This is a genomic window from Geobacter psychrophilus (assembly GCF_056821595.1).
Window position 1 is genome coordinate 4,279,685 of the sequence record NZ_JBXDTU010000004.1, and the last position, 11,920, is coordinate 4,291,604.

13 protein-coding genes are annotated in these 11,920 nt (G+C 54.8%); 3 read left to right on the forward strand and 10 right to left on the reverse strand.

What is annotated here, in order from left to right; translation table 11 throughout:
- The first annotated feature begins 179 nt into the window (after window positions 1-179).
- From ACOCF6_RS22430 to ACOCF6_RS22440, 3 genes are read left to right on the forward strand one after another with little or no spacing between them, the layout of a single operon-like run.
- Window positions 180-851, forward strand: a complete 672-nt coding sequence (locus ACOCF6_RS22430) for an ATP-binding cassette domain-containing protein (RefSeq protein WP_482462548.1) — start codon at window positions 180-182, stop codon at window positions 849-851.
- Window positions 848-1,828, forward strand: coding sequence for an MlaD family protein (locus ACOCF6_RS22435; protein ID WP_482462549.1), 981 nt, complete (start codon window positions 848-850; stop codon window positions 1,826-1,828). The genes ACOCF6_RS22430 and ACOCF6_RS22435 overlap by 4 nt, the downstream gene beginning before the upstream one ends.
- A complete protein-coding gene (locus ACOCF6_RS22440; RefSeq protein ID WP_482462550.1) occupies window positions 1,821-2,789 on the forward strand; it encodes a tetratricopeptide repeat protein in 969 nt (322 codons plus the stop codon). Before ACOCF6_RS22435 ends, ACOCF6_RS22440 begins: the two co-directional genes overlap by 8 nt.
- Here ACOCF6_RS22440 and ACOCF6_RS22445 read toward each other — a convergent pair.
- The 10 genes from ACOCF6_RS22445 to ACOCF6_RS22490 all read right to left on the reverse strand — a co-directional run bounded on the left by ACOCF6_RS22445 (window position 2,738) and on the right by ACOCF6_RS22490 (window position 11,900).
- Window positions 2,738-3,667, reverse strand: a complete 930-nt coding sequence (locus ACOCF6_RS22445) for a Ppx/GppA phosphatase family protein (RefSeq protein ID WP_482462551.1) — start codon at window positions 3,665-3,667, stop codon at window positions 2,738-2,740. The two genes, ACOCF6_RS22440 and ACOCF6_RS22445, sit on opposite strands and share 52 nt — an antisense overlap.
- Window positions 3,660-5,303 carry a Na/Pi cotransporter family protein gene (locus ACOCF6_RS22450; RefSeq protein WP_482462552.1) on the reverse strand — a complete coding sequence of 548 codons (1,644 nt, stop codon included), beginning with the start codon at window positions 5,301-5,303 and terminating at the stop codon, window positions 3,660-3,662. The genes ACOCF6_RS22445 and ACOCF6_RS22450 overlap by 8 nt, the downstream gene beginning before the upstream one ends.
- A 144-nt stretch (window positions 5,304-5,447) precedes the next feature.
- A complete protein-coding gene (locus tag ACOCF6_RS22455; protein ID WP_482462553.1) occupies window positions 5,448-5,723 on the reverse strand; it encodes an HU family DNA-binding protein in 276 nt (91 codons plus the stop codon).
- Window positions 5,724-5,760: 37 nt separating this feature from the next.
- A complete protein-coding gene (locus ACOCF6_RS22460; RefSeq protein ID WP_482462554.1) occupies window positions 5,761-6,783 on the reverse strand; it encodes a tetratricopeptide repeat protein in 1,023 nt (340 codons plus the stop codon).
- A 12-nt stretch (window positions 6,784-6,795) separates the two neighbouring features.
- Entirely contained in the window at window positions 6,796-8,100 is a 1,305-nt protein-coding gene (rlmD, locus tag ACOCF6_RS22465) for a 23S rRNA (uracil(1939)-C(5))-methyltransferase RlmD (protein ID WP_482462555.1), read from the reverse strand.
- 5 nt (window positions 8,101-8,105) lie between these two features.
- Entirely contained in the window at window positions 8,106-8,498 is a 393-nt protein-coding gene (locus ACOCF6_RS22470) for a hypothetical protein (RefSeq protein ID WP_482462556.1), read from the reverse strand.
- Complete coding sequence (locus ACOCF6_RS22475; RefSeq protein WP_482462557.1) at window positions 8,495-9,214, reverse strand: creatininase family protein; 720 nt, start codon at window positions 9,212-9,214, stop codon at window positions 8,495-8,497. Before ACOCF6_RS22475 ends, ACOCF6_RS22470 begins: the two co-directional genes overlap by 4 nt.
- Window positions 9,211-9,960 carry a 7-carboxy-7-deazaguanine synthase QueE gene (locus ACOCF6_RS22480; protein WP_482462558.1) on the reverse strand — a complete coding sequence of 250 codons (750 nt, stop codon included), beginning with the start codon at window positions 9,958-9,960 and terminating at the stop codon, window positions 9,211-9,213. The genes ACOCF6_RS22475 and ACOCF6_RS22480 overlap by 4 nt, the downstream gene beginning before the upstream one ends.
- Window positions 9,953-10,321: a 6-carboxytetrahydropterin synthase QueD gene (gene queD / locus ACOCF6_RS22485; protein WP_482462559.1), complete on the reverse strand. Its 369-nt coding sequence runs from the start codon at window positions 10,319-10,321 to the stop codon at window positions 9,953-9,955. Before queD ends, ACOCF6_RS22480 begins: the two co-directional genes overlap by 8 nt.
- A 202-nt stretch (window positions 10,322-10,523) precedes the next feature.
- Window positions 10,524-11,900, reverse strand: coding sequence for a sigma-54-dependent transcriptional regulator (locus ACOCF6_RS22490; RefSeq protein ID WP_482462560.1), 1,377 nt, complete (start codon window positions 11,898-11,900; stop codon window positions 10,524-10,526).
- Between the last annotated feature and the right edge of the window lie 20 nt (window positions 11,901-11,920).

The following is an 11,920-nucleotide window of genomic DNA, read 5'->3' on the forward strand; positions in this document are numbered from 1 at the left end:
GCCGTTGTCGGATATGGTGCATACTCTGCTGTTGCGTGTGGCGCGGGAGGTTTGCTGTAGTTTAATTAATATACCGCTGTTTTAGTGTGGTTTGCAAGCTGATTGGCGTGCAATTGCAGGTTAGTGTTCCGTTATCTCTTACCGGTTGACATCGTTACATTTACGGATACTATGTCCCTATGTCAGCCGCATTATCATTCAGGGATGTCAGCTATCCCGGTTTCTTCGAAGGGTTTACCTGTGAGATTGAATCAGGCTGCTCAGCCCTGGTCGTCACAGCGGGTGAAGCCGAAAGCCGTTTGCTGACGCGACTCATCACCGGCCTGTCCTATCCCTCACACGGTTCAGTTCTTGTTGACAGCCGGGAGATCACCGGGCTTACAAAGGACGAGCTCCATGCACTTCGAAAGCAGACCAGCATCGTTCCCTCACATGGCGGCTTGATTTCCAATCTGAAGGTCTGGGAAAATATCACCCTTCCATTGATCTATCACGCCGGCGGGGTAACTCCCGATGAAGAGCAGACCGCTCTAGCACACCTCACAACCCTGGGGTATGCAGGGAAATTGATGGCATTGCCGGCGCACCTTTCCCCCCATGACAGGCGGATGATTGCCCTTGTCAGGGCGCTGATGGTGGAGCCGCGCATCATCATGTACAGCAACTGCTTTGAAAATATGCCCGCTGCCCAGATCGCAACGGTTGCACGCCTGACAGCGGAATTCCATACGACCCGCGAGGACAGGATTTCGCTCTACCTGGCCTCTTCCGCTGACCTGGCCGCTGAACTGACCGTTGACAAAATTATTGCTGTGCATGAAAACGCCGAGATCGTTTCGAGGAACGCATGATACGTGAAGAGGATCCCAGATTTAAACATCTGGAACGGAAAATCGGTATTTTTGTCGCAATCGCACTGCTGAGTGTTGTGGCAGCCGCCGTACTGTTCGGGCTGCAGAAGGATTTCTTTACCAAGAAGTATAACCTGCGCTTTACGGTCGACCGTGGAACCGGGTTTACCAAGGGCATGTCGGTGAAGCTGTCCGGATTCCGCATCGGCAGGGTAACCTCCATAGCGCTGAACGAACAGGCCATGGTCGATATCGTCATTGAAATCGATAAAACCTATCAGACCTGGATCAGGAGCGACTCCACGGTCAAGCTGGTCAAGGAGGGACTGGTTGGGGACAATATCGTCGATGTCTCGGTCGGTTCTCCCGACAAGCCCGAATTGAAACATGCCGATGCGATCATGTATATCAAGACCAAAGGGCTGGATGAGCTGGCAGATGAAATTGCCCAGAAGGTCAAACCGGTGCTGATCGAAATCCGGGACATCATCGGTTATATCAATGACCCGGAAGGAGATCTGAAAAAGTCAGTCCGCAATATAGAACTGCTCACCCGCAATCTGGATGGTACCCGGCAAAAGGCAGATACCCTGCTGGTCTCAGCCACCGGCAACATAAACCTGGTTTCCGGCAAAGCGACCAGCATGCTTGATACCACCTCGAAAAAAGTTGACAGCATTGACCTGGCCCCCATCCTCAGCCGCGTCAACAGCACACTGGAGCAGATCGACAAAAAACTGCCGCCATTGCTTGATAAAGCCGATGCAACCATGCAGAATGTAAATAAGATATCCCAGGAAACCCGGCTGCTCTCTGAAAGAACATTTCCCAAGATTCCGGGTATTGCCGCCCAGCTTGAAGATGTCATGTTCAGTACCGACCGCCTGATCAACTCCCTGCAAAACACCTGGCTGCTGCGGGACAGCTCTGCTCCGGCCGGTCGTCAGGAATTCATCCGGGGTGACAGTTATGAATAACCCACGACGTTACCTGTGGATGGCGGCGGCACTCATGCCCCTGCTGGCCGGCTGTTTTGGCGGGAAAGCAACGGTTGTTCGTGCGGAAAGCCAGCAACGTGCTGAAACAGCGCTTACCCGCGGTGTCCGCGCCCAGCAGAAGGGCAATTTCCCGGAAGCTGACAGGTTGCTGGCGGAAGCCCTTTCCATCAGTTCGTCAATAGAGGACTATCCCCTGCGGACAACGGCACTGATCAACCTTGCCCGCCTCCATCGTCTGCAGCATGACCTGCCGGATGCGGAACTGTACCTGGATCAGGCCCTGGTTCTGGTTCGATCTGTTCCCCGGCTTTTGGCCGAAACAGCACATGAAAAGGCCTTGCTGGAACTGGCGAAGGGGAATCCTTCCAAGGCCCTGGAGTGGGCACAACAATCGATTGCCGCCGAGCAGGGAAATGCAGTGGGCAGCCGCCATAATCTGGCAGCCCGGATTCAGTTGGAGCTGGGCGATTGTACGGCTGCGGATTCACTTGCCCGTACCGCGCTGGGGGAAAACAGGGCCGCCCAACAGGCGGAAGAAGAGGCCAACTCCCTGAGGATCATGGGGATTGCTGCACGACATGAGAAAAGGTATGCCGAGGGGGAGCGGTTGCTGCAGGAGGCTTTGGCGATTGATAAGCGCATCGGAAGAAGCAGCAAGATTGCTGCTGATCTTGAGGAGCTGGCTACCGGCACCCGGAGCGCCGGCAATCTGAAACAAGCGGCAGAGTATCTGGAACGTGCCTATACGGTCAATTCAGCCGCCGGACGGATGCCGCAGGCAATAGCAAATCAGGAGCTGCTGGCAGAAATCTACGACCTGCAGGGAGAGACCTCCAAGGCTGCCGCTGCCAGAGAGACAGCCATCAAACTCTCATTGCAGGTCAAACCTCAGCAACCGCACGGGTCATCTGAGACAATCAATCCTTCCAGCAGGCCGTAATCACTCACTTTCAGCGAAGAGAAGCCGAAACGCTCCATGGTATGAATCGTTATGAGCATACCGGCGATAATCAGGTCTTCCCGCCCCTTTTCCAATCCGGGTATCGCAACCCGCTCCTCCAGCGAAAGGGGCAGCAGCATCGAGTAGATGGTTCTGATCTCGTCCAGCGTAAGCAGGGAATTATTTACCTTGCGATAATCATAGCTGTCCATTTTCATATGAATAGCCGCCAGGGTTGTGGCGGTCCCGGCTGTGCCGACCAGCACCGTTTGCTCGGGACGAACAACGCTGCCCGACTGCTCGATGTCACTGGCCAGCAGGTCCAGTTCCTTGTCGATTTTTACCCGCATGTCAGCGGGAGAGGCTTTCCCTTCCGTCAAACGCACCACACCCATTGGCAGGCTCCTGATGAAGCCGGCTTTGCCTTTATGGGCCAGGGTATATTCCGTGCTGCCCCCCCCGACATCAAAGACCAGCAGGTTGTCATGCTGTTGGTCAAGACCTGCAATAACGCCGGCCAGGGTCAAGGCACCCTCCTGTTCGCCATCGATAACCATGAGCCTGATGCCTGTTACATGCTGCATTGATTCGATAAATACGCTGCCATTGATCGCATCCCTGACCGCGCTGGTGGCAACAGCCCGTACACACGTAACGTCATAGTTTTTCAGTATCTCGGAAAAACGGACCAGGCACCCGGAACCGCGCTGCATGGCCTCTGCAGACAAACCATGTTCACGGCTGAAGCCGCCCCCCATACGGACAATCTCACGCTCAAGGCGGACATGCTTGAAGCTTCCATCGGCATGTTTTTCAGCCACAAGCAGACGGGCTGTATTGGTACCGAAGTCAATTGCCGCAACCAGACTGCTACTCATTCGATCTCCTCACCTGCATCCCCAGTACATTCCAGCATAACTCGGCAATGCTGTTGCATGCCGATGCCATGTCGTTGAAGAGCATCATTGCCTGAGGTGCACAGGCTCCGGAGCTGATTCTGTCAAAATGATCCTGTTTGACACGATCAAAACAGCTACGGGTGGTGCGCTTGACCTGATGAAGGGCGTCTTCTCCAATCGGCAGGCCGCTTCTGACGGCATCTTCCGTGGCATTCATCACGTCGCCGACAGCGGCGAGCATGGTTTTCAGGTCATCCATCGCGGCATCTGAAAAAATGACACCGGCATTCTTGCGGGTAACGATGATATTCAGCACACTTTCACAGCGATCACCGATATGTTCAAGGGCGGCGACCGTTTGCAGGAGTACGGGAATTTCATAATTGATTTCAGGATTCTTCGTGGAGCGGGAAAGCAGCGCGAGAAAGGCGGTGATCTCGTGATTCAGGGAATCCAGGACTTTTTCATGCTGGCGGATGGTTTCTGCCCGGCGTGCATCAAACTCAAAGACAATTTCCCGGACATCGGCATACATGAATGACGTTACCGACATCATTCGAACAATCTCTTTGCGGGCCTGCTCAATCGCAATGGTGGGGGTATTGATAATCCGCACATCCAGATATCCTGCGCAGGACTGGGCAGAATCAGCTCCGCTGCCGTTCGCTCCCTCGGATGAAGCCAGCATGCGGGAGACCGGCCCGCTCAATGCAACAGCGCATAAGGCGGCACACAGACTGGCAGAAGTATATACCCAGGAAAGCTGGTAAATAAGGCCAGTGCCATGGCTGTTGCCGGCTGATGCCAATCCGGGCAGAATCGTATCTGCAAGCAGCGGAGAGATGATAACGAAAAGGAGGGTCACACAGGTCGTAATCAGCAGGAATATCAATGCAATTCGTCGCGAAATATAGGTGCCGCCCACCGATGCCAGATACCCCATAGAAGCAACACCGACCAGACCGCCGGCCACCATTGATCCCGATACGGTTTCACTGACCTGGTGATTCTGCATGAGCGAGGCAATGATGGATATAAATGAAGGGGCCGATTGAACCAGGAATGAGACCAGTGCGCCGAACAGTGCTGCCATGGGTTCAATGCGGTAGGATATCCCGTTAAACACCTCGTACAGCGGATGGTGGTTTATTGGCCGGTAGCTCCCTTCCAGCAGAGTCAGCCCAAGGAACAGCAGACCTATCCCCAGCAGCAGATCTCCGGCATTGGCATAGCGACGTTGACGGGCAAAAAACTTGAGCAGGACACCGGAGAATATCAGGGGGGTTGCGATCAGACTGTACGGGATGATATGAAAATGAAGACTCAGGGATGCCCCAATCAGCACACCACCCAGGACACTCATCGCCTGAAAGGTGTTCAGGACGCCGCCGTTTACCAATCCGATGGTGAATACAACCGCAGCGCTGCCTGAATTAACGGTCATGGACATAGCCATGCCAAACAGAAGCGAATAAAGGCGGTTTGAGGTAAATATGGAAAAAATGCGCCGGATACGGACATCGGCAACCGTGCGGATACCGTCTGACATCAGACGCATACCAAGCAGGAACAGGCCGATACCACCAAGGGCGCCTTCGATCAAACTGAGAGGCATTTGCAGCTCCGGCAATTAGTTACATAAGAAAAAAGCTACTTTATGCTTTATTACAGCAGAAAACAACGTCATTAACGATCTGTTCCTGTTTACCAGGGGCAGATGTCTGTAAGGGGCGGGAACATACAGGGCTGACAATCAGGCTTACCCGAGAATTCTTTCCTTCAGTTCTTTACCAACCTTGAAGAATGGCAGTTTCTTCGGTTCGACCGTTATCGGTTCACCGGTTTTGGGGTTTCTGCCGGTATAGGTGCCATAGTCCTTGACCACAAAACTGCCAAGGCCGCGGATTTCTATCCGGTCACCCGCTGTCAAGGCCTCAGTCATTGAGGAAAAAACGAGGTTTACGATCTCTTCGGCACGTTTGATGGAAATTTCCTTGGAAATTGACAACTGCTCGATCAGTTCGGATTTGTTCATTACGATTCCTCCTGAAATAGGCAAAACAGACTGTAACTCAGTGCTGACATTTCCCCAGATACCGTTTGAAAATGTGTGCTGCTTCCGGCTGCCGGTTGCATGCGATCAATATTTCATGCAGTTTTTCCGCTGCCGAGCGGGCCAACGGGGTCTCAAGCAAACCGCCATACAGCCTGATGGCGCCCTCAATATCCCCGGAGAGTTCGAACACCTCGCCCCGCATCATCAGTGCCTGACCGGTAAAGATATCAGCTGCGATCATGCTGTCAATCTGCCTGGCCGCATCCTCCAGACGATGTTCGTCAAGATATACCAGGGCCAACCCGAGCTGTGGGAGGGGGTTATGTTCATTCTCCCTGATGGATTCAAGCATACATGCTTCGGATTCACTGATATTACCGAGCCGATGCAGTATCTTGCCCTTTTCATAACAGTAAATGTCACGCTGGGAACCGTTAAACCATGCTTCAAGCAGCTCGAGAGCCTCTTCATGCCGGTCATGGCTGGCAGCGATGTACATGTATGCAAATTCTTCTCCCAAATGTGAATAACGTTCATACATCTCTGCCGGAAGCTGCTGAATGAGCAGTTCATAGTGTATCAGCGGGTCAAGGTCCGGATCGGTATTATCCGCAACTCCGTGGGTATCCCCAGAAATGTGAGAACAGGATGAACAGGAAGAAGGTGAAGCTAATATCTCTGGATCATTAGTTTTTTTAACTACGCTGAGCAGCAGAAGTTCCGCCTTTTCCCGTATGTTTGTATCATGTGTCAGCGTTTTTGCCAGCTCCAGGTGTTCCACGGCCTTGTCAACCGCTCCAAGTTTAATGGCATGTCCGGCCTCGTCAATATTCAGCAGCGCCAGTGAACGATTCGCTTCATCGATCTTTGCACCGATGGTCGTGAGGAGATCATCGTAGCCGGTCTTTCCCTGACAGCAGTCCCGTCCTGACTCATAGGCGAGCCGCGCCTCATAAAAACTGTCCGCAGCCAAAAGAGCATCACCTTTCGTCACGTAATCCTCAGGGCAGCGAACAAATAATTTTTTCAGAAAATTCATACAATTCCTCGTCTAAAGTTTATTGAGCAGGGTAACGCTCTCGATATGGTAGGTCTGGGGGAACATGTCAACCGGTACGCACTCCTTGACGACATAACCGCTATCGGCCAGCATGCCGCAGTCCCGGGCCAATGTACTGGGGTCGCAGGAAATATAGATAATCGCAGCAGGCTTCAGTCGACATATTTCCGGAATTGCCTCAGCGGCACCGCTGCGGGGGGGATCAAGAATGACCGTGTCGAAACGACGGCCGCTCTCCGCCAGCAGCCTGGTGCCGCTGGCGGCATCGGCGCAGATGAAGGCGGCATTGGATATACAGTTTATTCGACAATTGTCCTGTGCTGCAGAGATTGACCCGGCGAATTCCTCGATGCCGGTAACCTGTGCAACAAGTCCGGCAATGGGCAGCGAGAAGTTGCCATTGCCGCAGTACAGGTCAAGGACCTGTTCCGTGCCGCGAAAATCGGCCAGGCGCCTGACAATTTCGAGCATGGTGTTATTCTGTTCACGATTGATCTGGGCAAACCCGCCCGACTGATAGGAGAGACGGCAGGTCCTTGCACCTGTCGCCAGATCCGGCAGGGAGTAGGTCAGCACATCATCGCCATAGATCTTCAGCAGGGAGTCCCTGCGTTCAAGTTTCAGGAACATCCCGGTCAGAGGCAGCAGCTCTTCACGATGATTATTGAAAAAGGCCGTCACAGCAGCAGTGTCCCGGCCGCTGTAGGTGACCACCGCAATCACCCCCTGCTCTGCACAGTCGATACTGATCTTCGGTATTGAGCGCGTATCGGGAAATGCTGCCAGAACCGGGCGGAGACAAGTCAACGCTTCATTGATGACCGGCATGGCGACCGGACATCCCTGGCCGACATCATCAACCGTGTGGGAAGCGCTGCGGTAAAAACCGAGCTTCAGGCCGCTCCCGGACCCATGCAGCTTGAACTGCACCCGGCTGCGGTATCCGTACTGCATCCGGGATGGCTGCGTGGGAGTGACGTATTCCGCTCCTACCCGGGCCCCGCGCCACATGGTTTCCGCCAGGATCTGCTGTTTTGCCGCAAGCTGCTGCTCATACGCGATATGCTGCCACGAACAGCCGCCGCAGGTTCCGAACAGCGGACAGGGAGGCATGGTCCGGAGCGGTGAAGGTGTGATCAGATCGACAATCCGGGCCAGGAGATAGGAACGCTTTTCGGAGGTGACCGCAAGGCGTACCTCGTCGCCGGGGCAGCTGAATGGCACAAAGCAGACCTTGCCATTGATGCGGCAGACACCATTACCGCCGAAGGCGAGTTTGTCTATGGTTGCTCGCATGTCCATCACGAGCGGTACCCGGGGGAGATCGGTACGGACTTCAGTTTTTTGAGGTATTCACTGCGCACAAAATTGGCGGCAAAATCTGCCCGCTGCAGGTACGGCAGGACGTTGGCATCAAAGGCAGCCACCAGCTGCTGTCGTACGGTCTCAAGCTCCCCATCGGGCACCGCCATCTTTTCCAGTGTCCGTTTGAAGGTCACGATCTGCCCCAGTCGCGTAACAGCATCCTCGTACACTGCTGCAGCTGCAAACGAATCGGCGTTCACCGGGACATCGGCACAAACCTGTATCCGGACGTGGTAATAACCGCCGAAATAATGACGGGTGCAATCCGTGACAGTAGCCGTAACTCCGCCCCCGAGGGTACAGACCTTGATCAGTTTATCAACGCTCAAACGTGCATCCTTTCAAGATCCTGAACCAGGTTCAGCAACGCATCAACCACCATTTTTTCCAGTCGGGCACCCTTGTCAGCAGTCGCCTTGCCAGGATCACCCCAGACACCACCGGGCCAATAGCGCCGCTTGTCGCGCACCAGGATACCGGGCGGAAACGCCGGGAATTCGCAGGGTGCCGTTCCCTTGACCAGGTGGGGATGGGAATGAAGGATGCGCGAAGTCTCGATTTCTCCTGCATGGGCATCACCGGCAGTTTCTATCAGCCCCCGGCCCTGCTCCTTGGCCAGGTCAAATTCGGTAACCACTGCAACAGAGATATCGTCAAAGCGGGCAATCAGTTCTTCGCCGGCATCCTGCAGCGCCATCCGGTGCGCGCCGCCGGCATGGCCGGTCAGAGCAACAAAATTACGCAGCCCGTGCCCCCGCAGCGAGGTCACGACATCCATAAACAGGGCCTTCAACGTGCCGGTCGAGATGGACACCGTACCGGGGTGACAGGCCGTGGAACGGCAATTACCATAATGGACAGGTGGCGCGACAAACAGGGGGGCCTGCAGCGCAGCCTTTTTGCAGACCGCGTAGGCCTCCAGGGTATCGGTGGAGAGCGGCAGATGGGAACCATGCTCCTCCACGGAACCGAAGGGTATCAGCACGGTGCGGGTGCGGGCAAGACCGGCCTCGAACTCTGTCATGGTCATTTCTTCGATGATCACAGCGCCCCCAGCATCAGGTGCATCTGGGGAATGACCCTGACATCCGGCAGCCGCGTAGAAGCCGCCTCCTGGAGCCGCAGCAGATGCGCTACAGTGATGCCGATCCTTCCGTCAGAGCCTGACAACGGCTGCAGGAACAGCGGCGTTGCAGGATCCACGTCTGTAATGATGTCGCAGGCCTGCTGAATCTCGTCGAGGCCGGATTCATCGCTGACAACGATCTTGACCGAAGCCCTGTGACCGGCAGCGACACGCAGGAAATCCCGGTGCAGCTCCCACAGGTGTTCCGTACATCCCGATGTGGAGGGGAGTTTCATATCCATGCTCACATAATCCAGATGCTGTATGACCTGTTCCAGGGCGATGTGCATGGTGCCGTTGGTTTCAAGATGGATCGGCAGCAGCGGTCGCAGGCGGGAAAACCATTCGACCAGGCTGTCTGCATACAACAGGGGCTCTCCGCCGGTGACGCTGATCGAATGATGTGCCCCTGGCAGGCGTTGGCACCACTCAGATACGATGTCGATGGCCTGCTGAAGCGCAAGAGGCTGCGGCACGCTGGTAAAGACGGCTGATCCTGGGGCGGTCTCAATGCGGCAGGAATCCGTTCTGGCATGGTTTGTATCGCAGTAGCTGCAGTCCAGATTGCACTCCGCCAAGCGGATAAACAGTTGTCGCCTGCCGGCAAGAAGCCCTTCTCCCTGGATTGAAGAAAATATCTCGCTGATGTAGACCGGGCTACTCATAATAACAGGCAGAGGCGTTGTCGGATTCCCATACGGCAACCGATTCAACCTTGATGACCTCATTGTTGAGCCGCTCACCGATCCTCTCGTACAGATAGCGGGCAATGTGCTCGGATGAAGGCGAAATCGTATTGAAGGCCGGGTTGTCATTCAGGTATTTATGGTCCAGTTCCTGAATTACCACGCCTGCTTCGCGTTTCAGCACCTTGAAATCGATGCCCAGGCCGGCCTTGTCCAGTTCCTTGGCGGTCACGGTCAGGTCAACCTTCCAGTTGTGGCCGTGGAGATTCTCGCAATCCCCCTGATAGTTCATGAGATTGTGAGCTGCGGCAAAGCTTGTGCGGATGGTCAGTTTATACATAATGCTACTCCCGTATATAAAAATTGATGCTGCATGCTGGTGCTAAATAGTACACAAAAACCTCTGCAACCACAAGCAACGTAACAGTTCGTAACTCCCACCTGCCCCTCTTGTTCTTTAGATGTGGGCCACCTCCACCAGCAATGCACCGTTCCGCGTCACTTTATGTAAGGGGAGGACAAGCGGGGTTATTTAGTGCTGCTTACTCATCCCCGGAATCAAGACCGAATTTGGCCAGGCGGTAGCGGAACGAGCGGAACGACATGCCCAGCAGGTCGGCAGCCTTCTTTTTGGCGCCACCGGTCCTGTCCAGCGCCTTCAGCAGATATTTTTTCTCCAGTTCCTCCAGCAGGGGTTCCAGTGCCATACCGCCGTCGGGGATGATCACCTCGCTGCCAAGGCAGGCGGTGCGCGCTGCCCGCACCTGCTCCGGAAGGCTACTTTCGGAAATAATCTGCCGGTCAAGGATCAGGCTGCGCTCGACAGTATTTTCAAGTTCACGGATATTACCGGGAAAGGGGTAGTTCATCAGCAGCTTGAGGGCTCCCGGGGTAATCGTTTCACCGGTATGCCCACGGTCGCAGTACTTCTGAAAAAAGTAATCCACCAGCAGGGGGATATCCTCGATCCTGTCACGCAGAGGCGGCATGGTAATCTGAACCACGTTGATGCGATAATAAAGGTCCTCGCGGAAACCGCCACCGGCAACCTGTTCCTGCAATTCCCGGTTGGATGCGGTCAGTACGCGTACATCGGTTTTTCTGATAACCGAGTCCCCCACCCTTCTGAACTCACGCTCCTGCAGCACCCGCAGGAGCTTGGTCTGCAGCAGCAGCGGCAGTTCACCGATCTCGTCCAGAAAGAGGGTACCGCCATCGGCCTGCTCGAACAGGCCGGGCCGGTCGGCAACAGCCCCTGTAAAGGCCCCTTTCTTATGGCCAAACAGCTCGCTTTCAATCAAGGTCTCGGGGATGGCCCCGCAGTTGACCGCCACAAACGGTTTGTTGCGGCGGGCGCTGCTCGAATGAATGGCACGGGCGGCCAGCTCCTTGCCGGTGCCGCTTTCGCCCAGTATCAGAACACTGCTGAGGCTGCCGGCCACCTTCTGAATCATGGTGAAGAGTTCACGCATGCGAACGCTCTTGCCGATGATGCCGCAGAAACCGTCCCTGGCGTGCGCATCCTTTTTCAGCAGCGTATTTTCCTGTTTCAGATCGCGCTTTTCCAGGGCATTGCGGATCAGCGCCCTGATTTCATCGTTATTAAACGGTTTGGTAAAATAGTGGAAGGCCCCCAGCTTGATGGCATCAACAGCCTGCTCGGCAGTCGCAAAGGCGGTAATCATCAGTACCGGCACCTCGGGCGCCAGCTTCTTGATCCGGGCCAGCAAATCGATCCCGTTCATGCCGGGCATCTGGATATCTGATATTACCAGGTCGAAAAGCGATGTTTCAAAAAGCTGCAGGGCATCCTCGCCGTTTTTTGCCTCCACGGCCTCGTATCCCTCCCGTTCCAGCAGGATACACAGCATCTCGCGCATACTGCGTTCATCGTCAACAACCAGGATCCTGGTTTTCATGATCTGCTCCCTCCCTTTGC

Coding starts and splice junctions, on each gene's coding strand:
- ACOCF6_RS22430 (WP_482462548.1), top strand. CDS start 180: ATGTCAGCCGCATTATCATTCAGGGATGTCAGCTATCCCGGTTTCTTC.
- ACOCF6_RS22435 (WP_482462549.1), top strand. CDS start 848: ATGATACGTGAAGAGGATCCCAGATTTAAACATCTGGAACGGAAAATC.
- ACOCF6_RS22440 (WP_482462550.1), top strand. CDS start 1,821: ATGAATAACCCACGACGTTACCTGTGGATGGCGGCGGCACTCATGCCC.
- ACOCF6_RS22445 (WP_482462551.1), bottom strand. CDS start 3,667: ATGAGTAGCAGTCTGGTTGCGGCAATTGACTTCGGTACCAATACAGCC.
- ACOCF6_RS22450 (WP_482462552.1), bottom strand. CDS start 5,303: ATGCCTCTCAGTTTGATCGAAGGCGCCCTTGGTGGTATCGGCCTGTTC.
- ACOCF6_RS22455 (WP_482462553.1), bottom strand. CDS start 5,723: ATGAACAAATCCGAACTGATCGAGCAGTTGTCAATTTCCAAGGAAATT.
- ACOCF6_RS22460 (WP_482462554.1), bottom strand. CDS start 6,783: ATGAATTTTCTGAAAAAATTATTTGTTCGCTGCCCTGAGGATTACGTG.
- rlmD (WP_482462555.1), bottom strand. CDS start 8,100: ATGCGAGCAACCATAGACAAACTCGCCTTCGGCGGTAATGGTGTCTGC.
- ACOCF6_RS22480 (WP_482462558.1), bottom strand. CDS start 9,960: ATGAGTAGCCCGGTCTACATCAGCGAGATATTTTCTTCAATCCAGGGA.
- queD (WP_482462559.1), bottom strand. CDS start 10,321: ATGTATAAACTGACCATCCGCACAAGCTTTGCCGCAGCTCACAATCTC.
- ACOCF6_RS22490 (WP_482462560.1), bottom strand. CDS start 11,900: ATGAAAACCAGGATCCTGGTTGTTGACGATGAACGCAGTATGCGCGAG.